Source organism: Corynebacterium variabile, assembly GCF_006539825.1.
Classification (GTDB): Bacteria; Actinomycetota; Actinomycetes; order Mycobacteriales; family Mycobacteriaceae; genus Corynebacterium; species Corynebacterium variabile.
In genome coordinates this window covers 12,132-38,430 of sequence record NZ_BJNT01000026.1, presented here as the reverse complement: position 1 = coordinate 38,430, position 26,299 = coordinate 12,132, and the positions used below count along the sequence as shown (strand labels likewise).

22 protein-coding genes are annotated in these 26,299 nt (G+C 66.7%); 17 read left to right on the top strand and 5 right to left on the bottom strand.

Annotation, left to right across the window (positions count from 1 at the left end; genetic code table 11):
- Positions 1-22: 22 nt before the first annotated feature.
- The 14 genes from CVA01_RS15130 to CVA01_RS13500 all read left to right on the top strand — a co-directional run bounded on the left by CVA01_RS15130 (position 23) and on the right by CVA01_RS13500 (position 15,185).
- Positions 23-4,834: an aggregation-promoting factor C-terminal-like domain-containing protein gene (locus CVA01_RS15130; RefSeq protein ID WP_218024591.1), complete on the top strand. Its 4,812-nt coding sequence runs from the start codon at positions 23-25 to the stop codon at positions 4,832-4,834.
- Positions 4,835-4,857: 23 nt separating this feature from the next.
- On the top strand, positions 4,858-5,679 hold the full coding sequence (locus tag CVA01_RS13555; protein ID WP_141331464.1) for a hypothetical protein: 822 nt from the start codon (positions 4,858-4,860) through the stop codon (positions 5,677-5,679).
- Positions 5,676-7,343 carry a Gp37-like protein gene (locus CVA01_RS13550; RefSeq protein WP_141331462.1) on the top strand — a complete coding sequence of 556 codons (1,668 nt, stop codon included), beginning with the start codon at positions 5,676-5,678 and terminating at the stop codon, positions 7,341-7,343. Before CVA01_RS13555 ends, CVA01_RS13550 begins: the two co-directional genes overlap by 4 nt.
- On the top strand, positions 7,340-7,687 hold the full coding sequence (locus CVA01_RS13545) for a phage gene 29 protein family protein (protein ID WP_141331460.1): 348 nt from the start codon (positions 7,340-7,342) through the stop codon (positions 7,685-7,687). The genes CVA01_RS13550 and CVA01_RS13545 overlap by 4 nt, the downstream gene beginning before the upstream one ends.
- Entirely contained in the window at positions 7,684-8,406 is a 723-nt protein-coding gene (locus tag CVA01_RS13540) for a hypothetical protein (protein ID WP_141331458.1), read from the top strand. Before CVA01_RS13545 ends, CVA01_RS13540 begins: the two co-directional genes overlap by 4 nt.
- Positions 8,407-8,416: 10 nt before the next feature.
- The gene (locus tag CVA01_RS14990) at positions 8,417-9,826 is read left to right on the top strand and encodes a hypothetical protein (protein ID WP_170209802.1); all 1,410 of its coding nucleotides are present in this window, start codon (positions 8,417-8,419) and stop codon (positions 9,824-9,826) included.
- A 1-nt stretch (position 9,827) separates the two neighbouring features.
- A complete protein-coding gene (locus tag CVA01_RS15655; RefSeq protein WP_444979569.1) occupies positions 9,828-10,433 on the top strand; it encodes a glycine-rich domain-containing protein in 606 nt (201 codons plus the stop codon).
- Between the two features lie 276 nt (positions 10,434-10,709).
- A complete protein-coding gene (locus CVA01_RS13530; RefSeq protein WP_141331454.1) occupies positions 10,710-12,038 on the top strand; it encodes a peptidoglycan DD-metalloendopeptidase family protein in 1,329 nt (442 codons plus the stop codon).
- Position 12,039: 1 nt separating this feature from the next.
- Positions 12,040-12,462: a hypothetical protein gene (locus tag CVA01_RS13525; RefSeq protein WP_141331452.1), complete on the top strand. Its 423-nt coding sequence runs from the start codon at positions 12,040-12,042 to the stop codon at positions 12,460-12,462.
- 2 nt (positions 12,463-12,464) lie between these two features.
- Positions 12,465-12,917 carry a hypothetical protein gene (locus CVA01_RS13520; protein WP_141331450.1) on the top strand — a complete coding sequence of 151 codons (453 nt, stop codon included), beginning with the start codon at positions 12,465-12,467 and terminating at the stop codon, positions 12,915-12,917.
- The gene (locus CVA01_RS13515) at positions 12,910-13,224 is read left to right on the top strand and encodes a hypothetical protein (RefSeq protein ID WP_141331448.1); all 315 of its coding nucleotides are present in this window, start codon (positions 12,910-12,912) and stop codon (positions 13,222-13,224) included. The genes CVA01_RS13520 and CVA01_RS13515 overlap by 8 nt, the downstream gene beginning before the upstream one ends.
- A 475-nt stretch (positions 13,225-13,699) precedes the next feature.
- On the top strand, positions 13,700-13,951 hold the full coding sequence (locus CVA01_RS13510) for a hypothetical protein (RefSeq protein ID WP_014011268.1): 252 nt from the start codon (positions 13,700-13,702) through the stop codon (positions 13,949-13,951).
- Between the two features lie 96 nt (positions 13,952-14,047).
- Positions 14,048-14,623 (top strand): TIGR03086 family metal-binding protein, encoded by a 576-nt coding sequence (locus CVA01_RS13505; RefSeq protein WP_141331446.1) that lies wholly within the window; start codon positions 14,048-14,050, stop codon positions 14,621-14,623.
- Positions 14,624-14,963: 340 nt separating this feature from the next.
- Positions 14,964-15,185 (top strand): hypothetical protein, encoded by a 222-nt coding sequence (locus tag CVA01_RS13500; protein ID WP_014011265.1) that lies wholly within the window; start codon positions 14,964-14,966, stop codon positions 15,183-15,185.
- A 5-nt stretch (positions 15,186-15,190) separates the two neighbouring features.
- Here the strand turns inward: CVA01_RS13500 and CVA01_RS13495 are convergent, their stop codons facing one another.
- Together CVA01_RS13495 and CVA01_RS13490 are read right to left on the bottom strand one after the other, a co-directional pair.
- Complete coding sequence (locus CVA01_RS13495) at positions 15,191-15,607, bottom strand: YccF domain-containing protein (protein WP_014011264.1); 417 nt, start codon at positions 15,605-15,607, stop codon at positions 15,191-15,193.
- A gap of 13 nt (positions 15,608-15,620) precedes the next feature.
- Positions 15,621-17,732: an acyl-CoA dehydrogenase family protein gene (locus tag CVA01_RS13490; RefSeq protein WP_244938315.1), complete on the bottom strand. Its 2,112-nt coding sequence runs from the start codon at positions 17,730-17,732 to the stop codon at positions 15,621-15,623.
- 86 nt (positions 17,733-17,818) lie between these two features.
- Here CVA01_RS13490 and CVA01_RS13485 point away from each other — a divergent pair, with 86 nt between their 5' ends.
- A complete protein-coding gene (locus tag CVA01_RS13485; RefSeq protein WP_141331442.1) occupies positions 17,819-19,099 on the top strand; it encodes an MFS transporter in 1,281 nt (426 codons plus the stop codon).
- Here the strand turns inward: CVA01_RS13485 and CVA01_RS13480 are convergent.
- The 3 genes from CVA01_RS13480 to CVA01_RS13470 form a co-directional block, all read right to left on the bottom strand.
- Positions 19,035-20,336 (bottom strand): polysaccharide biosynthesis protein, encoded by a 1,302-nt coding sequence (locus CVA01_RS13480; RefSeq protein ID WP_141331440.1) that lies wholly within the window; start codon positions 20,334-20,336, stop codon positions 19,035-19,037. The genes CVA01_RS13485 and CVA01_RS13480 overlap by 65 nt on opposite strands.
- Positions 20,337-20,360: 24 nt before the next feature.
- On the bottom strand, positions 20,361-21,455 hold the full coding sequence (locus CVA01_RS13475; protein ID WP_141331438.1) for an alpha/beta hydrolase: 1,095 nt from the start codon (positions 21,453-21,455) through the stop codon (positions 20,361-20,363).
- 307 nt (positions 21,456-21,762) lie between these two features.
- Positions 21,763-23,142, bottom strand: a complete 1,380-nt coding sequence (locus CVA01_RS13470) for an alpha/beta hydrolase (RefSeq protein ID WP_141331436.1) — start codon at positions 23,140-23,142, stop codon at positions 21,763-21,765.
- Between the two features lie 376 nt (positions 23,143-23,518).
- On the opposite strand from CVA01_RS13470, the gene lpdA reads away from it, so the two are divergent.
- Complete coding sequence (gene lpdA, locus CVA01_RS13465; protein WP_141331434.1) at positions 23,519-24,943, top strand: dihydrolipoyl dehydrogenase; 1,425 nt, start codon at positions 23,519-23,521, stop codon at positions 24,941-24,943.
- A gap of 125 nt (positions 24,944-25,068) precedes the next feature.
- Positions 25,069-26,244, top strand: a complete 1,176-nt coding sequence (locus CVA01_RS13460) for a hypothetical protein (RefSeq protein ID WP_141331432.1) — start codon at positions 25,069-25,071, stop codon at positions 26,242-26,244.
- Positions 26,245-26,299: the final 55 nt, after the last annotated feature.

Below are 26,299 nucleotides of genomic sequence, written 5' to 3'. Positions count from 1 at the left end.
CGACCCCCGCAGGAGGACAACCATGGCAGCGAAGACCGGCAACGAACTCGCCGTCGGCTACATCTCCATCATCCCGGAGACCTCCAAAATCGCGCCGGGAGTCAACAAGGCGTTCGCCGGGGTCGAGTCCTCCATGACCAAGACCGGTACGGGGATGGGCTCCAAGCTCATGTCCGGAGTCGGCAAGGCCATGAAGGGCGCGGCCATCGGCGTCGGCGGCGCGGTCGCCGGCACCCTCGGCACCGCACTCAAGAAGGGCTTCGACCGACTCAACGCCATCGACCAGGCCACCGCCAAGCTCTCCGGCCTCGGCAACTCCGCCGAGGATGTCTCGGCGATCATGGACGACGCCATGGCCTCGGTCAAGGGGACAGCCTACGGCCTCGGCGACGCCGCCACCGTCGCGGCTGCCACCGTCGCAGCCGGGGTCAAGCCTGGCCAGGACCTGCAACGCACACTCAAGCTCGTTGGTGACGCGGCCTCCATCGCAGGCACCGACATGTCCTCGATGGGCTCCATCTTCAACAAGGTCGCCACCAGCAACAAGATCCAGGGCGACGTCATCGCCCAACTCAGTGACCAGGGCATCCCCATCGTCCAGCTCCTCGCCGAGGAGATGGGAAAGACCGCCGAAGAGGTCACCAACCTCGCCTCCTCCGGCGAGATCGACTTCGCAACCTTCCAGAACGCCATGGAAGCCGGAATGGGCGGAGCCGCCCTCAAGGCCGGCGACACTTTCTCCGGAGCCATGGACAACGCCGGCGCAGCTCTCGGACGCCTCGGCGAAGCGATCCTCAAACCAGCCTTCACCGCCGCCCCCGGCATCATCGGCGGCATCACCGACAAGATCGACACCCTCACCAACGTCACCAAGGGTGCGATCGAGATCTTCCAGACCGGAGACTTCGACCCGAAAACCTGGGGCCCACTGGGCATCGAAGAAGACTCCAAGATCATCGACTTCTTCTTCGACCTCCGCGAAGAGGTCGAGAAGTTCACAACAGCCCTCAACGGCGGCGACATCGACGGCGTCATGGGCCGACTCGGAGCCTCCTTCGGCACCATCGGCCAGGCCATCGCCGACGTCATGCCCGCCCTCGGCCAGATCACCGCCTCCCTCGGCGAAGCAGGCATGAAAGCCGCCATCGTCTCCATCACCGGAGCCATGGCCACACTCGCCCCCATCATCGCCGACATCCTCGTCCCGATCCTCCAGGACCTCGCCCAGTGGATGAGCGAGAACCAGGGCATCGTCGAGAAACTCGTCCTCGCCTTCGTCGGCATGAAGACCCTCAACACCGTCACCGGACCCATCGGCAAGGTCGCCAAGGAAGTCAGTGGGCTCGGCTCCGCCTTCAAGGGCGCCCGCGCGATGATCACCTCCGGCGGCGGCATCATGTCCGCCGTCAAGGGCTTTGGTGGAATCGCAGCCAAGACCGCGCCGGGCGTCGCTGGGCTGGGCAAGGGGGTTCTGAGCCTCGGCGGGATCTTCAAGGGCCTGTTCTCCGTCCTCAAGCTCGCCGCCACGGGGTTCAAGATGCTGGGGCTGGCCATCGCGGCTAATCCGATAGGTGCGATCATCACCGCTGTCGTAGCCGTGGTCACCGCCCTGGTCCTGTTCTTCACGAAGACCGAGACCGGTAAGCGGATCTGGGCGTCCTTCATGGACGTCCTCAAGAACGTCTGGTCCTGGCTCAAGGACGTCTTCGCCCCGATCTGGGACGGCCTCAAGACGGTCGTCTCCGCCCTCGGTGACGCTGTCGGGGCCTGCTTCCGGGGCATCCAGACCGTGTGGACCTCCGTGCTCAAGCCGGTCCTCGACGTGCTGTGGACCGTCGTGTCCACGACCCTCGGTGTCATCGGCACGCTGATCCTCGCACCGCTGCTGATCGCCTGGAACCTCTTGTCGGCGGGCATCAGCGCCGCGTGGAACGGGCTGATCAAGCCCGCCTGGGACGCCCTGTCTGCTGCCGCGACGTGGATGTGGGAAACGATCCTCATGCCGATCTTCACCCAGTTCATCCCCATGGCGTGGAACAACCTGTCCACGGTCATCAGCTTTGTGTGGAACTCCATCATCAAGCCGGTGTGGGATGCCCTGTGCATCGCCGCCCAGTGGATGTGGACCAACGTGCTGCAGCCCGTGTGGAACGCGATCACCGCCGCGTGGAACTTTGTCGGCGCGGTCTTCCAGACCATCTGGGCCTCCGTAATCCAGCCGGCGTGGAACGCTCTCGGCACGGGAATCCAGTTCGTGTGGACCAACGTCATCCAGCCGACGTGGAATGCGCTCAAGGCCGCGCTCCAGGCGGTCGGTGACTTCTTCCGCATGATCTGGGACTCGGTCATCAAGCCGGTGTGGGACGCCCTCGGCGACGGAATCCGCTGGGTGATCGACAACGTCATCAAGCCCGCCTTCGACACGCTCAAGAACGCCCTGTCGTCGGTGAAGGACTTCTTCTCCACCATCGTCGACGGCATCAAGGGAGTGTGGGAGAAGCTGCGCGGCTACCTCGCCAAGCCGATCAACTTCATGATCACGACGGTCTACAACGGCGGCATCCTCAAGGCCTGGAACACGGTAGCGAAGTTCATCCCGGGCCTCGACGAGGCCAGTGAACTCTCCACCATCCCGGAGCACGCCACCGGTGGCCGGATCTCCGGACCAGGCAGCGGCACCTCCGACGATGTCCTGATGTGGGGCTCCAACGGCGAGCACATGATGACCGCCCGCGAGGTCGCCCGCGCCGGTGGCCACTCGGCGATCTACGCGATGCGCCACCTCCTGGACTCCGGCCAGTCCTTCACCTGGGACTCCGGCAAGGTCTTCTCCGAAGACCGCCGCCCCAACCGCCGGGACAACCGCCCGCTGCAGCAGTTCAAGGACGGCCTGCAGGCTCACGCCGACGGCGGCGAAGTCCGCCCCGAGTGGGAGTCTCAGCTCGAGCGTGGCCACCGGTGGGCCGCGTCCATGAACGGCCGCCCCTACCTGACCGGCTCGCAATGGCCCAACGGCGGCGACTGCTCCGGCTACATGTCCGCGATCGCCTCGGTCATCGTCGGCGCTGAGCCGAACGCCGGCCACTGGGCAACCCCGGCATTCCCGGCATCCCAGTCCAGCTCCGTCTCCGCCGGCAACCAGCGGTGGGAGGGCGGACTCGGCCCAGGCATGTCCATCGGCATGACCGGTGGCCCGCAGTCCGGCGGCCAGATGGGACACACCGCCGGCACCCTCGGACCCGTCGGCTCCTTCGGCGCAGTCAACGTCGAATCCGGTGGCTCCCACGGCAACGTCGCCTACGGCGGCCCTGCCGCCGGCGCCGACGACGGCCAGTGGCGCAGTGGTAACTACCACTTGGCCATCGGCGCGGACGGGGCGTTCGAGTCCGCCGGCGGGCCGTCCCCGGAGCAGAAGAAGTCCATCCTGCGCGACAAGGTCAAGGAGATCTTCGACAAACTCCTGGATCCGATCAAGGACATGTTCGCCGCCCACGTCGGCACCCCGCCGCCAGAGTGGTTCAACATCCCGCCGAAGGCGATGAGCTCGTCCAAGGACAAGATCATCGACTGGATCTTCGACAAGATCGAGGACCTCGGCGGACTCCTCGGCGGCGCGTACAACAAGGCCAAGGACTTCGTCGGCGGCGCAGTATCCACGATCACCGGAATCTTCCGCGACCGTGGCGGCTGGCTCCCACAGGGCACGTCCCTGGTCACCAACCACACCGGCGGCCCCGAAGCGATCCTCAACTGGGAGCAGCTCCGCAAGGTCACCGACCTCGTCGGATCCGTCTCCGACGCCGTAGTCCACGGCCGCAAGGCCACCACCCTGTCCGACGACGACGTGTCCCTCATCCAGGGCTTCGCCCGCACCATCGGCCTCTCATCCTCCGACGAGGTGGACCCCGAATGGCGCGAGAAGGACATCGAACCAACCCGCTGGGACCTCGTCGGCGCTCAGATCGCCGGAACCGCCGGCAACTCCATCGCCAAGGAGTTCCTCGGACTCTTCGGCCTCAAGGGCACCAACCTCAAGGACCCGACCCTGGTCGACGAACAGGGCCGCGTGAAGAAGACCGACACCCAGGCAACCTCCGACACTGTCTCCGCTGTCGCCGCGGACACCACCGCAGCCGCCAGCGTCGACACCACCGAGGCCGTCGCCATGACCGACACCTCCACGGGCACCGAACTCAAACCGGTGACCATCCAGCTCGACCCAATGCCCGACCTCGATGACACCGCCACCGCCACCGGCGGCGACGGCACAGTCAAGGGAACCGTCCAGGCGATCTTCGCCGACAAGGGCTGGACCGGGCAGAAGTGGACCGACGCCGACTGGATCATCAACAAGGAATCCTCCTGGAAGATCGACGCCACCAACCCCAGCAGTGGCGCGTTCGGCCTGTTCCAGTTCAACCCGTCCAGCGGCACCCTGCAGGAATACCTGCCCGACCGCTCCACCGACCCCGCCGTCCAGGGCAAGGCCGGCGCCCGCTACATCACCGACCGCTACCAGGCCAACCCCTCCGTCGCCCGCCAGTTCTGGGAGGCCAACGGATGGTACGACCGCGGCGGCATCGCGCCAGGCGTCGGCCTGATGGCCAAGAAGACGATCCGACCCGAACGCGTCCTCAGTCCCCGCCAGACGGACGCCTTCGACGACCTCGTCTACACCCAGCTGCCCGATCTCGCCCGCCTCACCGCGGACGGGGCCGGTGGCGACCACACCACCATCTACGTCGACACCGGCAACGAGAAGGTTGCTGCCGAGATCGACCGGAAGATGGCCCGCCGTGACCGCTCTCGCGGACGCGCGCGCCGGGGCCTGTGACATCAACTGAAAGGGAGACAGCAGTGAATGACCTGTTCATCGCCCGCCGCCGCTCCGATCTGAGGATCATCTGGATCGGCGTCGACGGGTCGCGTTGGGTGCTTCACGGCGCCGGGGCGCGGCAGGAGGGCGCGTGGATCGAGACGGTCAAGGGCATTCTCGATCCGCCGTCGACGTTGCGGACCCGGTCCTCGGCCCGTCAGCGGGGCTCTACCCCGGGCACAGTGAAGGTCGACGAGCGGGTCATCGACCTCACTGTCCACCTCACCGCCACCGCGGACGATCCGCTGCCGGTCGTAGAGCGACGTTGGGACCGGTCCTGGTCGATGGAGCAGGACGGCCGACTGTGGGTCATCACCGACGACTCCGCCCGCTGGTTCGATGTCCGCCCCCGGGAGGACATCGAAGTCGACCTCGCCGTGGATCCCCGGCGCCGTGGCGTCGTCACCATGGAGATGACCCTCGTGGCGTGTGACGTCGATGCCCACGGCCACACCGACACCACCGACTGGCAGTGCGCGGAGGAGACCACCGTGGTCCTGTCGAACCCCACTGACCTTCCGGCGTGGCCCACCTTCGTCGCCGAGGCGGGGCAGTGGACCTTCCCGGACGGCGTTAGCGGAGACACTGTCGCGCTCAAGCAGGCCACCCAGCCCATCGTCGTCCGCACCTTGCCCGGTGTGGAGAAGGTCACCTACGCCGACGGCACACCGGGCTACCCGCTACTCGCCGGACAGCGTTTCACTCAGCCCCTGCCGCCGCACACCCCACCGACCAAGGTCACCGTCACTGGCACCGGTGCCCTGCAAATCATCACTGAGAGAAGGTGGAAGCGCGGATGGTGAGAACCCTCGAACACAACCCCCTGACCGGCGTCTACGACCACGCACAGACCGTCCTGGCCAATGCCGCACGATCCTCCCTAGACCGCCCCGTCATCACCGTCCTCGACCCGGAGGGCGAGGTCCGCGACATCCTAGAGGGGGAGGACTCCGGCTCCGCCGAGCTGCTCCTCAACGACGCCGGCGACGCCACCATCGTCCTACCGGTCGACCATCACCTTGCAGGCTGGTCCGTCTTCGACCTCGACGTCGAGCAGGTCTTCTCCGTCATCATCGACTACCCGGACGCCGGCGGCCACGTCCCCGCTGACGAGACCCGCTGGTCCGGCATCGTCGACAACGTCAAGGTCTCCGTCTCCGACGACGGCGACATCCAGGTCACCTGGGAGCTCGTCCACGACTGGATCTTCATCAAGTCCCTGGTCTGCTGGTCCAACCCCATCGCACCTGCCTCCCTGCAGTGGCCGAAGTCCATGATCCTCGCCGGACCGTCTGCCTGGGTGATCAAGAACTACCTCCTGGCGAACTTCCGACGCCTGTTCGACGGACTGTGGACGCTGCCGGACAACATCTTCGACCCGGACCAGTGGGCCTCCCGTTTCCTCATCCGGTCGAACATCGACAAGTGGCCGGTGATCGTCCTGCCCGGGGCGGACCTGCTGCACGACACCACTCCGTGGTGCTGCCTCGCCTCCCGCTTCGCCCTCGCCTCAGACCTGATCGGCCCGACGCTCGCAGACGGGCAGCTCAAGCTGAAAGTGTGGCGGTGGATGCCTGGCGACCCCCAGCCGGCCCCTGACCACATGCACCTCTACCGGCCCACCGTCCTCGTCGACGTCGTCGAGCAGTCCGGTGCGGTCAACGTCACCGGCACCATGCTCGACGGCCTGCTCAAGCGGGTCAAGGAGGTCACCAACGACGGACTCGACGACATCTGGTCCGTCCTCGACCCCGGGCGCCCCGGCGACGACCTCGTCGACAGGGTCACCGAGGACATCCCGATCTGGCACTCACCGATCCCCGCGACCAACACCGGCGCCCCTGCCGAGCGCCTGGACCTCATGCCTGGCTCAGAGATCAACTTCACCCGCCCCACCGCTTGGGCCCTCGCACAGGGTGGCAAGTCCCCGGACTGGATGAACAGCGCAGCGAAGCTCGCCGCGAACGCCGCTCTCGGCTGGCTCGGCGCCCTGATCGGCAACCCCGGACTCGGCATCGGCGTCTTCGAATCACAGATCACCGACGTCGCCCTCGCCTTCTCCTCGCAGACCAGCCCACGCCGACGCGCCAAGATGGGCCGCTTCGGACGCCCCGAGCACTGGGTCACCTCCGGCTCCAACGGCTTCTCCCTGTCCGCGCTGCAGGCCCGGCGCACCGGCATGCTCGAGACCGCGGCCAGCGCCGCACACTCCGTCCCCATCGTCGACGGACAGCCCTACCGCTACGGAAGGGACTTCACCCTCGGCAGCCGTGGCGCGTTCCAGTTCGGCACCCGCTACTGGATCAACCGCATTCACGCCGTGAAGCACTCCTGGTCCCGCACCACTGATGTCGAAGTCGACATCTCCCTCGGCGCGGACCCCGCCCGCGAACTTCCCGAAGCCCGCCTGCTCCGCTCCTTCGAATCAGTCGGCAAAATCCTGCAAGCACTGGAGGTAGAAGCATGACCACCCCAAACCAAGACACCACCGCCAACCCTCAAGACCGCGCCGGGCAGCTCCGCGACTTCCTCAAGGACATCCCGGCCTCGGCGGACCTCGATGATGCCCGCGCGTATCCGGTGCCGACTGAACTCGCTGACGCGATCGCCACTCACCTGGCGTACTGCGGGGTCGGCATCGTCGCTGAGCCATCCCGGATGTGGGAGCCTCCGGCAACCGGGCAGGAGCATTACCTCAATCCCGGCAAGTGGCGGGACCTCACAATGGAGAATCTCGCTCGACAGTCCACGGACGTCATAGACGACATCTTCGCCGGCATCATCCCGCCGAAGACAGGAGAATCAGAATGACCAGCCCTGACCTGTACCAGCCGAACCAGCCGGGCCGTCTCGAGGACATCAAGCCGACCATCAGCGGGCTGGCCAACATCATGCTCTCCAACGTCAGCACCATCGCGCAGAACATCTTCCGCGGCATCGCGGACGCCGTCGCCGGCCTTTTCAAGGGCCAGGACGGAGCGCTCGGTGAGATCAGTGACGGGCAGCTCGCCCTGGCCGATCGCTATGACCTCCTCGACGGCGTCCGCGGATACTGTGCTGCCTACCAGAGCCTCAACATCAACAGCGAGTGGAATGTCCTGTCCTCTAATGACCGGTACCTACCTTACGAGAGTGCGCTCGGCCCGACGAAGGGGGCGCACGTCGAGACGGGCAGGAACATCGTCTTTGACGAAGAGGGTTTGTGGCTTGTGTTTGTGCAGGCTCATGCACGGTCCACGGGCTACACGGGCGGAAACTTGTCCGCGATCTATGTGACCATCCTCGGACCCACCGGCAACGTTATCCGCGACGTCGTCTTTGACACCCCGGGTGGAGCAGATCACACGTCTCTCGGCGGCACGTTTCCCGTCGTCATACCTGAGGCCGGGTGCTGGATCCGGGTGCGAGCGTGGTCGGGCAAGTGGCGGTGGTGGGACGGCGGTGCCAGGAATGCCTGGATGGCCGTCGTGAAGCAGGACAACCGGCTGACCAACAAGGGACAGGATACTGTCCCGGACGAGACGCAATAGGAGGACTGAGATGACCGTCATCAACGGTGAAATCAGCAACCAGCTCGGCGCGAAGCTCGACGGCACGGTCTGGATCGCTGCCGCGTATCACCGGCCTGTCGATAACGTTCTGGTCCTCGCGGACTGGGCGGACACACCGCTCGAGGACTCGGCGTTCAGTGCTGAGGCCATTCCCGGACCTGCCCGGCTCCGAGTCGAAGCCGGCAGCGTATTCGCTGAGTGGGACATCGTTGTCCCAGACGAGGGGCCGGTCGAGGTCACGTCCCTGATGCAGGACTCGATCGACTACCCGGAGCCGGTCATCCTCGCCGCGCAGGCAGCGGCGACCCGGGCGACGCAGGAGGCGAATCGGGCCGAGGCTGCAGCCGCCATTGTCGGGTCGGCTCAGCGCGTTCTTGATGCTGAGGTGGCATCCGCTGCGTCCGCGTCGGCTGCCGCTACGTCGGCATCGGCGTCCGCAGACTCGGCGTCGGAGTCCTCGTCATCGGCGGCGACTGCGGGGGAGCATGAGAACACGACCCGGGGGCTCCTCGCTGAGGCCCGGGATGCCCGTGATGCCGCCGGGGTGTCTGAGGCGGAGTCGAAGGAGGCTGCCGAGGAGTCTGCCGCGTCAGCGTCGGCATCGGAAGTCTCGGCGGCGTACTCGGAGAAGTGCACTAAAACCAGCAGGTCGTACAACGATACAGCGTGGACCGCGAGATCGGACGCAATCGCGGCGAAGAAAGAGGCGCTGGCAGCTCAGGCCGCGGCCGAGACTGCCCAGGCTAAGGCCGAGGAGCACGCGGGTTCCGCTGCGGATAGTTGTTCTCAGGCGCAGGATGCGGCGACGAACGCCGCCTCGGATGTGCGTCAGGAGCTGGAGGGTATTAAGTCGGATACACAGTCCGCTGCGTCGGCGGCTTCTACCTCTGCCGGACAGTCCGCGGACTCTGCCGAGCAGGCCCGTCTGTCAGCTGAATCGGCGGCGGAGGTCGTGTCCTCCGGCGTGCCGGACGCGACACCGACGATCAAGGGCAAGATGAAACTCGCGGGGGACCTCGCGGGCAGCGCGGACGCCCCGATGGTGCCGGGCCTCGCGCAGCGGGCACCTCTGTCACATACGCACTCCATCGGGCACATCACCGGCCTGCAGCCGGTCGTGGATGACGTCAACGCCGCGACTTATCAGGCAGCGGCGGGCCAGCTGATCCGGCGCGGGGAGGACGGTACAGCGTCCATCGCCACGCCCACCGGATCGACGAACATAGCCAACAAGGGATACGTGGACTCCTCGGTCTCACAGGCGGTGTCGGGGAAAGCGACCACTGCGTATGTGGATGCCGCCGTGACCGACCGTACTCCCCATGCCGTGGTGGTCGAATCGATGGACGACGTGGAGACCATAGACCCGGGCACCATCTACCTCGTGACGGGGGCATGACATGGCGAGCCTAGTTGACATGGGTTGGAACGTAATCACATCCACATCGGCGGTGACGGTGAATCCTCCCGACAACGCGGTTTCGTGCGACGTTGTTGTCCTAGGTGGCGGTGGCGGTGGCGGATACAACTATTTCGGAATAGGCGGTTCGTGGGCTAGTGGAACCATTGAAACTTCTTCGTCGCTGAGTATAACTGTTGGCGATGGTGGCACGCCGGGTGGGGTGGATGATAGGCCTATTCCTCTACCTGGTGGCACTTCGTCTGCTGGTAGTGTGACTGCCCTTGGTGGTCGTGCGGGTAGTAATGTGAATGGCGCTACTACTCAAGCCAATAGTGCAGCTGGCACTTATACGGCATTCGGGGAGACGTTTACTGGCGGTGGTGCTACTTCATACAATACTGCTGGTATTGTTCCTGGTGGCGGTGGTGGTCCTGGCAGCGCGGCTAAGGCTGGTGCTCGGGGCAGGGTCTGGTACCGCTGGTGGACTAATCCGAAGATTCAGAACCTATACGTCGGGGGCAAAAAAGTCCAAGCCGTATATGTTGGAAGTAAGGAAGTCACCGCTGTTTATAGTGGCAATAAGATTGTTTACGGGTCGGCATAGATGGACGCAGCGACACTATCTAAAACAATGGGCGGGGCACTAAGCCTCGCACGGCATGAGGCGTTGATTCCCGCGTTTAATGCGGCGATGGTCGCGGCAGGGATCACGACACCACTCCGTGCAGCACACTGGTGCTCACAGCTCTGGCACGAGTCCGGGGGGGCTGCGGTGGTCGCGGTCAGGTCTGGTACCGCTTCCGCTCCTACTGACCACTAGGACATCATCCCCCCGCACCACACCGGTGACGGGGGTTTCCCATACCCAAAGGAGGCACACATGGTCACTCACCCTATGAAGCCAGGCACCTACACGGTGAGCTCCGGCTATGGCAGCCGGTGGGGTGCATTCCACGCAGGCCTCGACTTCGCCTGCCCGGTCGGCACCCCGATCTACGCTCCCGCCGACGGCGTCGTGGTCCAGGGCAAGGACCGCGCACAAGGCAGCGTGTCGGGCTTCGGCTCGTGGATCTGGCTCGACTGCCAGGCATCCGTCGGCAAGGACTTCATCTTCGGACACGTCCACCACCCCGGCATCCTCGTCAAGGCAGGAGACCGGGTGAAGGCAGGCCAGCAGATCGGCGTGTCCGGTAACGAGGGGAAAACCACCGGCCCCCACGTCCACGCCGAAGTGTGGGGATCACCCGGCCGCACCGGCGGAAGACACCAGGACCCCGCACCGTACTTCACCGGCGCCACCGCACCGGGCGGCACCACCACTAAGACAGGAGCAACCGTGAGCACGCTCTATGGCATCGACGTTTCCGAATGGCAAGACGGCCTGTACCTCGCCGGTACCGGCGTGGACTTTTGCGTGATCCGGCTCGCCTTCGGCGCGTCGAAGGCTGACCGGTGCGCGGCGTCTCATGCGAAGGACTGGAAGACGACCGGGAAGCCGGTCTCGTACTACCACTATCTGACGCCGTGGGACGCTATCGCGGCGCAGGCGGATCTGGTGAAGCGTCAGTGGGACGCCTGCGGGCGCGGCGGCGGCGTGTGGATTGATGTGGAAGAGCCCGGCATCACCCGGGCTCAGGTCGTCGCATTCCGCGACGCTCTGCGATCCCGCGGCGTGACGGTCATCGGCGCGTACTCCCGGGCGAACTTCTGGGAGTCACTGCCCGGCGGTGAGCCGACTGCTGCCGAAGGTGGTGGCGCTATCTGGGTGTCGCACTACGGCCAGCAGCCGTACGGCCCGATCCGGTCGATCTACCCGGGCGACACGGCGTCTCAGTGGTCGTACCCGCTTGGGGACCGGAAGCCGGACCTCTGGCAGTGGACCGACCGGGCGACCGTGCCCGGCTGGACATCCGGAGTGGATGCCAACGCATACCGGGGCAGCGTGGAAAGTCTGCGCGCCCTATTCACCGGCGGCGAGTCCGCCACGACATCCGAGGAGGATGACATGTTCACTGATTCTGACCGCGCCGCACTGCTGGATTGCCGTGCGATGCTGCAGACCCTGTGCGCCCAGGACATGGGCGACGCCAACATCACCGGCCCCTACGGCGGGTGGCCGCAGACAGGCGGCCGCACCCGCACCGACACTCTCGCCGCGATCGCTGCGAAGCTCGGCGTCCCCGGCACCACCGACACCAAGGAGAACTGACATGAGCATCAAGAAGAAGCCCGCCGCCTGGCAGGTCCGGAAGATCGCGTACGGCCTCGCCGCCGTGATTGTCGGTGTCCTCGGCTGGGTCGGTGTCCTGTCCGACATCAAGGCCGACCATGTCCTCGACCAGGTAGACCAGTGGCTCCCGATCCTGCTGGGTGTCCTCGCCCCCGCCCTCGCCGCGACGAAGACCCATGAGGGAAGTGACTCGACTGCCACCGACCAGGACGTGGCGGGGGTGGTTGCCGCTGACGTGACCAACCGCGTGCAGGACGCGGTGCGGGATGCGCTGTCCAGTGTCACCAGCCTGGACCCCTCACGGATCGGGCAGGCCGTCGTCTCCGCGATCCGTGCAGAGGAGAAGGGCGAGCACGACACCACCACCTCCACACCTGCACCCGATTTCGTGTACGGCAGGTAGTCATGCCGATCGATCGTCTTCCCTCATGGATGCAGCGGCCGGCACGGCGTGCCCGCCGATTCCTGCTGACCGATGCTACTGTCCTACTCATCCTCGGCCTGGGGTGCATCGCCCGCGGCATCTCCTACAGTGGCCTTTCCACCGTCCCATCGCACCCCGCGGAAGCGTGGTTTCCCATCGGCGTGTGGTCCAGCATCTGGATCGCCCTCGGCGTCCTGTGCATCGGGGTCAGCCCGTGGCACCAGTCAGTGTCGGCCGCTCTCGCGGTCGCCGCCGGTGTCGCCCTCCACCTCCTGTGGGGGTTGTCATTCCTGTGGGCCACAGTCCACGGCGACATGCCCCGCGGATGGGTCTCGGCTATCAGCTACCTGATGATCGTCGCCCTCATATCCTGGGCTGTATGGCGAGGGTCCCGAGATGAAGTACGGGTCACCGAGGAGCCGCCCCGTGACTGACACGACGATCATCACCGGTGTCATCTCTGCTCTCGCCCTGATCCTCGTGGCACGGGTGAAGCTGTCCGGTGACAAGGAGACGGCGAGGAGCCCCGACTGGCAAGCATATGCGGACCGGCAGGCATCGGAGCTCGAGGGGTTGAAGGGGGAGATGCGGGAGGTTCGGGAGGAGGTCCGAACCCTCGAAAACCGCCTCGACGCCCTCGAGAGAAAGTACCGCTCAGCATTGGCGTTCATCCGACACCTCCTCGGTGCTCACCCCCAGCACCGGGAAGACATCCCCACCGAGATCGAGGCGGACCTGTAGGCCCGTCCTCGGGTCGAGCGCGGGGCGTCCCCCACCCCTGACCCTGGTGCTCCCCAGCCCCCACCGGCACACGTCGGTGGGGGCTTCTTCGCGTGTCAAGTTCGAACAGATCCCGAACACGGAGAGAATAAGCGCAGGTCAAAGCGTATTCCCCTTTCACTCGTAATGAAAAGGTCGCGAGTTCGATTCTCGCAAGCGGCTCCATCCGAAGCCCCAGGTAGAACCCCGGTTCGCCTGGGGCTTCGTGTATCTCGCGCGTACCTCCGTCATCCGGAAGCGGTAAGTGCGCAGCGGCGTCTGGTCATGTCGCCTTGGCGGGCTCAGGCGAGACGGACAGATGCCACGCTGCAGGGGGAGCCGCCAGACGCTTCCCGGCAGAACCGGCGGAACCGGCCGTTTCGGTCACCGTTTCTCGGTACCCTCGTGTCGGACGGCATGTAACCGCCATTCACCACAGAGAAACAGGAGCCACGGTATGTCCGACAACGGAAACCAGTACAGCTACACCGATCCCATGACGGGGGACAAGGTCATCGTCGCCGGCGAAGAACAGCACCACGACAAGTTCGCTGTCCTGTACCGCGGGGACGCGGAGGACGCCTGGAAGTTCAGCGGTGCCCACCAGCAGAAGCGCACCGCCGAGCTCTCCATCGAGCACCTGTCCGCACAGCGTGAGGACGACGAGTTCACCATCGTCGACCTCGCCCCGGAGCCCGCCGCCGAGTAGAACCCGGCGGGCGGGCCACCGGACGGGGCACCGGACACGGCCACGGTGCAGGGGTACCCTCGGAGGGGATCAGACACCCCTGCCCAGGAGGCCCACATGGCACTGCCCAGCACCACCGCCGACCGGTTCCGCGAGGTCGCCGCCGGTTTCACCGCACAGGTTGAGGCGGTGGCCGCCGACAGCTGGGACGCGCAGACACCCTGCACGGAGTGGAAGGCCCGCGACCTCGTCGGGCACATCGTCAGCTGGGCGGGACCGGCGCTGGAGGACGCCGGGGTGGACGTCACGTTCACCGAGGACAAGAACTCCGACCCGGCCGAGGCGTGGCGGCAGTTTGTCACGGTCACGCAGGCCGCTCTCGAAGACCCCGCGATCGCAGACACCCCGGTCACCCGTGGCCCCATCCCAGGCCAGTCGCTGAGCCGCAACATCTCCGGCTTCCTCATCCCTGACATCTTCATGCACACCTGGGATCTGGCGAGGTCGCAGGGCCGTGACGTGGAACTGGACACGGACTTCGCGGAGAAGAACCTCGCCGGCTTCATGTCGCTCGGCGACAAGCTGCGCGTCGGCGGCTCTTTCGGTGCCCCGGTCGAGGCCCCGGCGGACGCGACCCCGACCATCCGGCTGATGGCCTACGTCGGCCGCGATCCGCTCTTCGGCCTGGGCTGACCCGTGCCCCCGTCGGCTTCATAGTGGCCGTCGTGGTCATCTGCGTCCTCGTCGCGGTGATCAACGAGGTGACCCGACGGGTGCGTCGGCGTCAGCGCGACACGACGCCGACGGCCGAGGAATGGGACGGGTGGATCGTCGCGGTGGTCCTCACCGCGCGGCACATCAAGAGCGAGTACTCCAGCGGGCAGAAAGCCCGGGTGGTGGTGCGTCCGGCGCAGGCGCAGGCGTTCCGGCAGCAGACTGAGGGCCGGGCGGCGTCCGGTGCCGCGGCGAACCACGTGGCACCGAGGGAGGTGGTGATCTGGACGGGGGGGAGCCGGAGGGGCTGCCTGACCGGGTGGCGGCGCAGTCGTTCGAGGGTATCTACCTCTGGCAGGCGGGCCCGCTCCGGTCCGGTGACGGCGCCATCTCAGACTTCGATCTGCCGACGCGTCAGGAGCGGAAGGCGGCGCGCCGGGCGATGTACCGGGGCGGGTACCGCATGAACCTGCCCGACCCGGTCCCGGTGCACGTCACCCGCGACGTCAAGGGCCGGTACTGGTGGGACATCACCGGCTGAGGGGCCTACTGCGCGTACCCCGGGTAGTGCACCGGCGCATGCGCCAGGTCGCGGGAAGTCACGACCCGCTTGCCGAAGGGGAAGCAGGTCACCGGGATGAGCTTGAGGTTCGCCCAGGCCAGCGGCAGTCCGATGACGGTGATCGCCAGCAGGAACGCCGTGGCGATATGTCCCAGCGCCAGCCACAGGCCGGCGACCAGGAACCAGATCACGTTGCCGATGCCGGAACCCACACCGGCGCCCGGGGCGGCCACGACCTCCCGGCCGAACGGCCAGAGCACGTAGCCGGCGACCCGGAAGGACGCCACCCCGAACGGAATCGTGACGATGAAGATGCAGGCGATGATGCCGGCGAGCACGTAGCCGCAGAACAGCCAGAACCCGGACAGCACCAGCCAGATGATATTGAGCAGCAGTCTCATCGGTGGCGTCCCGTCACATTCCCGCGGCGGGGTTCGTCACGGAGCGGAAGGTCAGTGCCGTCGGGTCGCTGACATCCTCCAGCAGCGGGACGTCGAGCACGGAGGCAGGCACCGCGAAGGCGTCCACCAGGGTCTCGGACCAGGGGCCGAGGGAGTCGACGAGGTCGTTGAGCGCGGCGCGGGCGGCCTTGGTGCGGGCCCCGTTGAGCAGGTTCTGCTCCTGGTACCAGCCGGAGTTCCCGTTGATGATGTCGAGGACGTAGACGTCACGGATCTGTTCCATGATCTTCTTCGCCTGGGAGTCCGGCAGGGCGGACTCGGTCTCCAGCAGCGTCTCCAGCACGATGCGGTCGACGTGGGCCCACGCGCAGGAGAGCATGTGGTCCTGGCAGCTGTCGACGAGCGCGGCCGCGTCCTCGGTGGACATCTTCTGGGCGGGTCGGATGCGGCGGATGAGGCTCATCAACAGTCGGTCCTCGCGCTCGGTGAGCAGTTCGACCTGGTAGGCAGGGTCGAACAGGGAGGTGGTCTCCCGGTCGGTGACCGAGTCGACGAGGTTCTGGATGATCTTCTCGGCAGCGGTCCGGCGCTTGAGCAGCGTGCCGAAGTTGTCCAGACCGAAGCGGACGATCTCCAGTGGACCGAGATTGCCCATCTCGCGGGAGAAGCCGGTGAGCAGCTCCTTGGCGGCGAGCTGGATCATCACGACGTTGTCGCCCTCGAAGGTGGTGAAGACGTCGGAGTCGTCCTTGAAGGTGGTGAGCAGGTTCTCGGCCATGTATCCGGCACCGCCGCAGGCCTCGCGGCATTCCTGGATGGTCCGGCTGGCGTGGGTGGTGTTCGCCGCCTTGAGTGCGGCGGCGTGCGCCTCGAGCTCACGCTGGTCGGCGGACTGCTCCTTGGTCATGTTCGTGCGGTCCGGGATGCTGGTCTCCAGCTCGTTGAGCCGGCTGATCAGCTTGTTGGATGCGGTCTGCAGCGCATAGGACTTCGCGATGAGCGGGATGAGACGCAGCCGGTGCTTCCGGTGCTCGATGAGCTTCGACTCCGGCAGGGAATCGTCCGCGGCGAACTGCCGACGCTTGTTCGCGTACTTCGTGGCGATGGCCAGAGAGGTCCGGGCGGCGGAACCGGCGGACGCGCCGACGGTGATGCGGCCGCGGATCAGCGCACCCAGCATGGTGAAGAAGCGGGCACCGTCGGACTCGATGGGGGAGGAGTACTCGCCGGCCTCGGAGACGTCGGCGAAGCGGTTGAGCAGGTTCTCGCGCGGGACGCGGACATGGTCGAAGCGCAGGGTGCCGTTGTCCACACCCTTCAGTCCGCCCTTGTACATGTGGTCGCCGATATGGACGTCGGGCAGGACCCTGCCCTCGGCGTCCCGCAGATCGACGACGAGGCAGTGGACGCCATGGGTCTCGCCCCAGGACCCGGGCACGGACGCGTCGGCCGGCTCCTCGTAGTCGCCGGCGGGGGTGTAGAGCTGGCAGAACACGGCCGCCTTGGTGGCGTCCTTCGCGGCATTGCCGATGTACCACTTCTCGGCCATGGGGGTCGGGGTGTGGATGACGAATTCGCCGGTGGCGCGGTCGTAGACGGCGGTGGTCTCAAGGGACTGGACGTCGGAGCCGTGGCCGCGCTCGGTCATGCCGAAGGAGCCGGGGACGCGCAGCTCCATGATGTCCTTGATCAGCGGGATGTGGCGGTCGGTGCCGAGGTTCTCCACGGCACCTCCCCACAGGCCCCACTGGACGCCGGCCTTGACCATCAGGGAGAGGTCGGCGCCGCCGACGGTCTCCAGGGAGGCCAGGGTGGCGCCGATGTCCTCTGTGCCGCCGTGGTCCTTACGGAAGGAACCGCGGGGTGAGCCGGTCGACAGGACGTCGAAGAGCTGGGACATGGTGCGCTCGCGGGCCTCGTCGAGCGGGAGGGTGTCGTCGGCGCGCAGTCCCTTGGCGTCGATGAGGGCCCGGGCGGCGTCGCGGGCCTCGGCGTACGGACCGTCGAGTGCCGCCTTGAGCTCGGCGGCGACAGCGGCGCGCTGGGCGTCATCGGCGAGGGCGCGGAGCTTTTCAGGGGTGTCGCCGTCCCGGCGGGTGAGTCCGGTGGTGTCGGTGTTGGTCATACCCCCTGATGATACGTAAGCCGGCCGAGCCTTAAAGGTAGGACCACATTGCATCACAGGTGGGGAGGGGGTCTACGATGTAACTCATGACTGAACAGGAGCAGCCGGACAATCCGGCACAACACAGGGGAACCACACGCGCCAGGGGCGGCCGCGCGTGGCTCATCGTCGCTTTCGCCGTCTTCACCGTCGCCTGGGGCGGCAACGAAGCCACCCCGATGCTCGTCTTCTACCGCGAGGAAGCGGTCTTCAGCGACGTCTTCATCGACTCCCTCCTGGTCTCCTACGCTGTCGGCATCGTCGCCGCACTGCTCCTCGCCGGCCCGCTGTCCGACCGCTACGGACGCAAACTCATCATGCTCCCGGCCCCGCTGATCGCCCTGCTCGGCAGCATCTTCATCGCCGCCGGTGAGACCACCGAGTGGGCGATCCTCGTCGGTCGCGTCCTCGCCGGTGTCGGTGTCGGCATCGTCATGTCCGCCGGCGGTTCCTGGATCAAGGAACTCTCCGTCGCACCCTTCGACCCGCACTCCCGGCCCGGCACCGGCGCCCAGCGTGCCGCGATGTCGAACACCGCCGGCTTCGGTCTCGGTGCAGGCGTCGCCGGTGTGCTCGCCGAGTGGGGGCCGATCCCCGGGCAGCTGCCGTACATCGTCCATGCGATCCTCTCGGCCATCGCCCTGGCCGGCATCCTCTCCATCCCGGAGACCCGCCAGTCCGCGCACCTCAAGGTCCACGGTTCGCTGTGGAGCGACCTGAAGATCCCCTCGGTCAAGGACCGTCGCTTCCTCACGGTCGTCGCCCCGATGGCCCCCTGGGTCTTCGGTGCGGCCGGTGTCTCCTACGCGATCATGCCGCGGCTGGTCCAGGACCAGGTCTCCACCCCGATCGCCTTCTCGGCACTGCTCACCGTGGTCTGCCTGGGCTGCGGCTTCACCATCCAGCAGTTCGGCTCGCGGATCAACACCACCCACAACGCCCGTGGTCCGATCCTCGGCCTGTGCCTGGTGCTCGTGGGCATGTTCATCGCCACAGTCTCCGCCGGCGAGATCGCCATCTGGAACACGATCATCGTCGCGGTCGTCCTCGGTGCCGGTTACGGCCTGTGCATGGTCTCCGGCCTCACCGAGGTGCAGCGCATCGCCGGCCCGGACGACCTCGGCGGCCTCACCGCCGTCTACTACGCCCTGACCTACATCGGCTTCTTCTTCCCGATGATCCTCACCGAACTGTCCGACACCTTCGACTACACCGAGATGCTGGGCTTCGGCATCGTCATGGCGGTCCTCTGCCTGGCCGTCGTCACGGCCTTCTCGACGAAGAACCTGCCGGTCGAGAAGCCGGCCGCGACACTCTCGAAGGCCTGACCGCCACCAGGTGCACCGCCGCGCCGACCAGGGGGGCCACGCCGACAGCGAGGGCGGCGCGCACGGCCGGGTCGACTCCGGTCAACAGCAGGGCGACCGCCATGACGGTCGCCACGAGCCACCCGGCGACGTAGACCGCGTGCCGCTCGGCGGCCAGCACCGCCGCCCCGGTGACCATGAGTACCGCCAGGGCGCCGGACGCCACGGTGAGCACGGCGAACGTCGCGGCGTCCGCCACCAGTTCCGTGGGGAAGAAGAGGGACGCCACAGGCACGGCGAACAACCACGCCAGCGCACCTCCGGCCAGTGACGCCGCGACGCACCACCCGAGCAGCCGCAGCACCGTGGGGAGCGGGGCAGCGCGGTGTCCGGTGAGATGGACGATGAGGGCGGGGAGGAAACGCTGCAGCGGCACGAGCAGCGGAGCACGGGTCAACGTGACGGCGGTGATCACCGCGGCCAGCGCACCGGGGGCGGCGTCGGTCGAGGTGACCGTGATCAGCACCGGGAAGCCGGTGATGAGCAGGGCATTCGCGCCGGACGCCACCATCGCCGCACCACAGCGGCGCAGGAACTCCCCGGTCGGCACATCGGCGACGGCCCGCAGGACGCCACGTACCGGTCCGGCAGAAGGACGCAGCGACAGCAGTGCCAGACCGGTCCATGTCGCCGCGCCGAGCACGGTGACGAGAAGGAACGCGGTCAGGTGCCAACCGGCCGCCCAGGCCACCGCGGCGAGCAGTACCCGGACCGCACTGTCCACGCTGATCAGCCAGGCATAGGTCCGCCACCGTCCGGCGGCCGACAGCATCCCGCACACCGTGGCCTGTACGGCGTAACAGGCCAGGCCGGCAGCCAGCAACGTGACCCCGCCGGTGTCCGGCAGCAGCCCGTCGGCCCACAGCGGGGAGGACGCGACGACCAGCCCTCCGGTACCCAGACTGACACCGGCGGCGACAGTGAGTGGGCGGGCGTGGGGTGCGGCCGCGGTGCTGCCGTGACCCGGGTCTGCGTCCTCGTCCGCATGCCCGCGGTGGCGCTGCGTCGACACCGCCCGTGTCGTCTCCTGCAGTAGTCCGTCGAGTACGCCGGTACAGGCGAAGAACAGTCCCCAGTAGACGGTGAAACGTTCATAGTCCGCCGGTGTCAGGGCGTGACCGGCGAGCACCGTGACGGCATAGCCGGAGACCGCGACGACAAGTGTCGCCACGGTCAGGGAACGTCCGGCTCGCCTCACGGGCTACAGGCTATACGCCGGGGCTCATACACCGAGACCGCGGGACAGGGTGGGCCAGGCGTCCTGCAGGGCCAACGAGAAGTAGTGCCAGCTGTGCAGGCCGGCGGGCGCGTAGTGGACGGTGGCCGGGACACCGGCGTCGGCGAGCTGCCGCTCGAAGTTCATGGTGCAGTAGAAGGCACCGGCCTCCAGTCCGGTTCCCGCGGCGAGATTCCCCGCCCGTTCGGCGATGTCGGGCATCTCGCGAAGACCCCGGGCTTCCGCCCCGGAGGGATTGCCGCGCGCCGCGGAGAGGTACAGCGGCAGCCGGGACCCCTGCACCTCGGGACGCAGTTTCCCGACGTTGGCCGCCGGGTCGTGGGCCCGGGCGACGTCGCCGGTGACCGGGCCCCACAACTGGTCGGTGGTGGCTCCGGAATCGTCGTTGGAGACGACAGCGTCCACCATGCCGCGACCCTGCGGGGACGTGGTGTCGTAGCAGCCGGAGAGGCCCGCGGCGGCGGAGTAGAGGCCGGGATTGTCCTGGACGAGCTGCACCGCCGAAGTCGCCGCCATGGAGACCCCGGCCACCGCGCGGGTGCCGTTGGCGTGCAGGGACGCCTCCAGTGGCCCGGGCAGCTCCTCCGCCAGGTACGTGCCCCACTGCTGACGCTGCCCGCCGCGGTCCGCCCGGTCCAGCGACGAGGTCGACAGCCAGTCGGAGTAGTAGGAGTTCTTCCCGTCCACCGGGACGACGACGTTGACGTTCTTGTCGGCGAAGAACTCGGTGGCGAGGCCCTGTCCGAACCACTGGTGGTCTTCGCGTCCGCCGTCGACACCGTTGAGCAGGTAGAGCGTCGGCGCGCCGGGCTCGGAGGCGGGGCGCACGAGCAGCGGGATGTCGCGGTTCATTGAGGGGGAGTGCGTCCACACCTCCTCGATGTCGGGGTGGTCGTCGAGGACCTCGCGCCAGGTGGATTCGTCCTCGGTGAGGCCGGGAGTGGTGGCGTCCCGGTGGACGGTGGCGGTGGCGACAGGTTCAGCCGTGGCAGGGGCGGTGGTCAGGATGCCGCCGGCCAGCAGGACGCTCAGCGAGCTGAGCAGCGAGGCGGTGCGCCGGGTGACCGGGGAAAGAAGCATGGGGTTCCTGTCGTCAATGGTGATCGTCGTATAACGACGTGACGACTGTGACTTTACGTGGGCGGACCACTCAGTTTGGGTGTTATCGGTGGATGTGTGACGACAGTGGGTCAAAGGGAACGATCCTGGCAGACGAGAGCGCACGGTGTCAGACAAGAATGTCGCCCCTGCCGGACGATCGCGGCATTCTTGTCTGCCACTCCGGCATCCTGTGTGGCAGGCCGACCATCCCGCAGGTAGAGAATAAGGCCCGCCGCGCACCGATCGTCGGTGCGCGGCGGGCCTTGAGGCTCAGTCGGGGGAGACGCTACTGCTCGCCGTTCGCTGCGGCCTGCTCTTCCTGGGCCTGCTGGAAAGCGTCGGTCAGCAGCGGCAGGGAACCGGCGTTGCCGATGCCCTGGTTGTTGTCCAGGTAGGTGGCGGCAGCCTTGTCGCGGGTGGCGACGGCCTGGGTCTCATCGAAGCCGAGGCCACGGGCGATGGTCGGCCAGGAGCCGAACATGTCGTCCTGCCAGTAACCCCACTGGTGGGTGCCGGTGTTCCGGAAGTTGTACTCGATGTGGTTCACGCCGGCCTTCTCGGCGGCGGCCTTGAAGGTGTGGGTGCAGACGTTGGTCGCACCCTCGATGACGCCACCTTCGACCGCTGGGGTGATCGAGCCGACCGGGTTGCCGCGCAGACGGTCACCGGAGGGAACGTCGTGCTCACCCATCAGACCGGTACCGGCGGAGATGTAGATGTTCTGCTGGTCCTTCAGCTTGCCGACGTTGACCTGGGCATCGTTGCGCAGGGCGGTCGCACCGCCGCGGGCGCCCCACATCTGCTCGTAGGTGGCGTTGCCGCGCTGGACGACCTGGTCGACACCGATCTCGGCGACGCCGGTGGTGGCGGGGCAGCCGGAGTAGGACGCGATGGCGTTGTAGAAGCCCGGGTTCTGCTCGCCGTAGACCAGTACGGAGGAGGCGGACATCGACATTCCGATGATGGCGCGCTTGTCACTGGAGGACCCGAAGTGGCCGTTGGAGCCCTCCATAGCCTGGGGAAGCTCCTTGGTGAGGAAGGTCTCCCACATCTGCTTGCCGCCGACATCGTTGCCGTCCTTGTCCAGCGTGGGGTGGGACTGCTCCCAGTCGGTGTAGTAGGAGAAGGCGCCGGCCATCGGGATGACGACGTTCACGTTGCCGATCTCGTTGCCGTAGAACTCGATGGCACTGGTCTGCTGCAGCCAGTTGGCTCGACCGGTGCCACCGTCGGCGCCGTTGAGCAGGTACACCGTCGGCGCGTTGTCCGGGTTTTCCTTCGCCCTGATGGTGACGACCGGGATCTGTCGGTCGCCCATCGAGGGGGAGGTAACGGCCAACTCCTCCATACGTCCGTAGCGTTCGCCCGCCTTGCCTCCGTCGGGCTTGGGGGTGCCGTCCTCATTCGTCTCGTCCGCCTGACGGTAGACCCACTGACGCCAGCCGGCCTCGTCCTCGGGAACGTAGGTGTTGGCTTCGGCGTCTGCCCGGGTGGCGAACGCAGGGTTCACTTCTGCAGGGGCCACGGCGGCCTCGTCGGCGGACGCAACCGGCGTCGTCCCGCCGTAGTTCACCGCCACGGCGGTCAGCGGCAGCGCGGCAACCAGGGCGGCTGCGGCGACACGGACGGAGCGGGGGGCGACACGGCGGGCGGCGTGCGTGGACATTCAGGCCTCGTGATTCTTCGACGTCACTGGTAGTGGAGAGATCTCGCCAGGGTGATCGTCCGGAGGGGGAGTGGTGTTAACACCGTCACGCGGCGAGATGCAACGTTGCACACAGTAACATGCCGGTGCCCTGTACGATTATGCCGATTGTTTCCCACACCGCCTCGATTCCAGGAGTATTCCGTGAACCTCAGCTTCTTCGACCAGATCCTCGTCAACGCCAACGAGATCATCGGCGGTGCGCTCAACAACGCACTGGCGTTCATCACCAAGTTCTTCGTCTAGAGGGCCTTGTCGTCGAACGGGAGCGGAGCGTCCCCAGGGGTTCTGGACCCCCGACGCGACGTTTCGGCTCCGGGCGCGTACCATTGGTTCCGTGGCTGAACATTATGACGTAGTTATTATCGGCGCGGGTCCCGGCGGGTACGTCGCTGCCATCCGGGCGGCCCAGCTGGGTCTGAAGACCGCCGTTGTCGAGAAGCAGTACTGGGGCGGTGTCTGCCTCAACGTGGGCTGCATCCCGTCCAAGGCGCTGATCCGTAACGCGGACATCGCTCACATCCTCACCCACGATGCCAAGACCTTCGGCATCAGCGGTGACAACATCAGCATGGACTACGGGGTCGCACACAAGCGCTCCCGCAAGGTCTCTGCGGGCATCGTCAAGGGTGTCCACTTCCTGATGAAGAAGAACGGGATCACCGAGATCGACGGTCTCGGTACCTTCACCGACGCGAACACGGTCGAGATCTCGGAGGGGAAGGACGCGGGCAAGACCGTCACCTTCGACAACGCGATCATCGCGACCGGTTCCGTCGTGAAGTCCCTGCCGGGTGTGCACATCGGCGGCAACATCGTCTCCTACGAGGAGCAGATCCTCGACGAGGACGCCCCGAAGTCCATGGTCATCATCGGCGCCGGCGCCATCGGCATGGAGTTCGCCTACGTGCTGGCGAACTTCGGCGTGGACATCACCATCGTCGAGTTCATGGACCGCGTCCTGCCGAACGAGGACAAGGACGTCTCCAAGGAGATCGCCAAGCAGTACAAGAAGCTCGGCGTCACGCTGAAGACCGGTCACAAGACCACCGCCGTCCGCGACCTCGGCGGCGCCGCCGGTGTCGAGGTCGACATCGAGGCCGCCGACGGTTCCAAGGCCGAGACCATCAAGGCCGACCGCGTCATGGTCTCCATCGGTTTCGCACCGCGTGTCGAGGGCTTCGGCCTGGAGAACACCGGCGTCAAGCTCACCGAGCGTGGTGCCATCGACATCGACGACCGCATGCGCACCAACGTGCCGCACATCTACTCCATTGGTGACGTCACCGCGAAGCTCCAGCTCGCGCACGTCGCCGAGGCGCAGGGTGTCGTCGCCGCGGAGACCATCGCCGGCGTCGAGACCCAGGAGCTCGGCGACTACATGAACATGCCGCGGGCCACCTTCTGTACCCCGCAGGTCGCGTCCTTCGGTTACACCGAGGACGCCGCCCGCAAGCGTGCTGAGGAGTCCGGCCGCGATATCAAGGTCGCGACCTTCCCCTACTCCGCCAACGGTAAGGCCCAGGGCCTCAACGAGGGCGTCGGTTTCGTGAAGATCATCGCGGACGCCGAGTACGGCGAGCTTATCGGTGCCCACATGGTCGGCCCGGATGTCTCCGAGCTGCTGCCGGAGCTCACTCTGGCGCAGCGTTTCGACCTCACCACCGAGGAGATCGGACGCAACGTCCACACCCACCCGACCCTGTCGGAGGCCATTAAGGAAGCGGCCGAGGGCATCGCGGGTCACATGATCAACCTGTAGGTTCCCCTGCACCACCGCCCCGGTCACAGTCCCTGTGTCCGGGGCTCTGTTATGTGCCCGGATATGTGTTCTGCCGTGCGCGGCGTTGATGCGTCCTTCGCCGTGGTGAGGGTACGATTCTGGCCATGTCAGAGGTGCCGGAGAACGGGGTCCCCGCTGAGGATCATGCCGACGAGTATGCAGAGGAGCATGTCACCGTCGTCGGCGTGATGGTCGACCGCGGGCTGCCCGAGAAGCGCGTCATCAATGCCCTGGCGAAGCTGGGAATCCGTCCCGACGACTCGGACATCACCGACGAGAGCCTGCGCTTCAGCGGTCATCCGCGGGTGCAGGTCCGCACCGCGTCCCTGCCCATGCGCCTCGACGGCAGTGTGCGCCTGGCGGACACCACCCCGGACATCATGAGGTCCTACGGCTGGGACCGGATGATCTACGTGACCGACCTGCCGTTGACGACGCGCCGGCCGGTCATCAGCCAGACGGTGCACCGAGGCACGGTGACCATGCTGTGTCTGCCCGCGTTCGGTCTGCTGCGGGCCAGTGAGGCGCTGCGTCAGGAACTCAGTCGTCTGCTGCGCGGCAAACCCGCCGGGGCGGGTATCCGCGAAAAGTTCACCGAAAGTGAGGACATCGAGGGTGGTGACGCCGATGCGGACGTCACCCGCGTCATCGAGGGACGGGGACGCGGCATCCGACTGCTGCTCGGGATGATCGCCGGCAACCAGCCTGAGCAGCTGTTCAAGGTCCTCACCGGCTGCCTGGCCATCGCGGTGGCGACCGGCGCCTACGGCATCTTCTACGGCTCGATGTGGCAGATGTCGCACACGGTGTCTGTACCGCGTATGGCGGTGATCAGCCTGTTCGCGGTGGGGGCGCTGTCCTTCTGGTTGATCTACCACAACGGACTGTGGAATCGGTGGCCTGACCGGGAGAGCGACTCGGTGGCGACCTGGCGTGCCAGGATGGACAACCGCGCCACACTCGGCACGGTGGCCATCGCCGCGGTGATGATCTACTCGACCGTCTTCCTGTCGCTGCTCGTCCTCTCGGTGGTGATCGTGGACACGAACTACTTCCGGTCCCAGGTCCATGACGACCCCTTCCCGTGGGGCTACGCGAAGCTCGCCTGGATGACGGCGTCGCTGGGCACGATGGCGGGGGCGATCGGCTCCAGTTTCGACAGCGATGACGCCATCCGCGAGGCCACGTACAACCGGCGTGAGCACCTGCGTCGTCAGATCACGGGACTCTACGAGGACAAGCCACCGTCACGGCTGCGTCCTCAGCAGCGTCCGCGGTAGAGGGGGTGACGGGGCACGGGGGAGTGCCGCCTGCCACACAGAAAACCACCGCCCG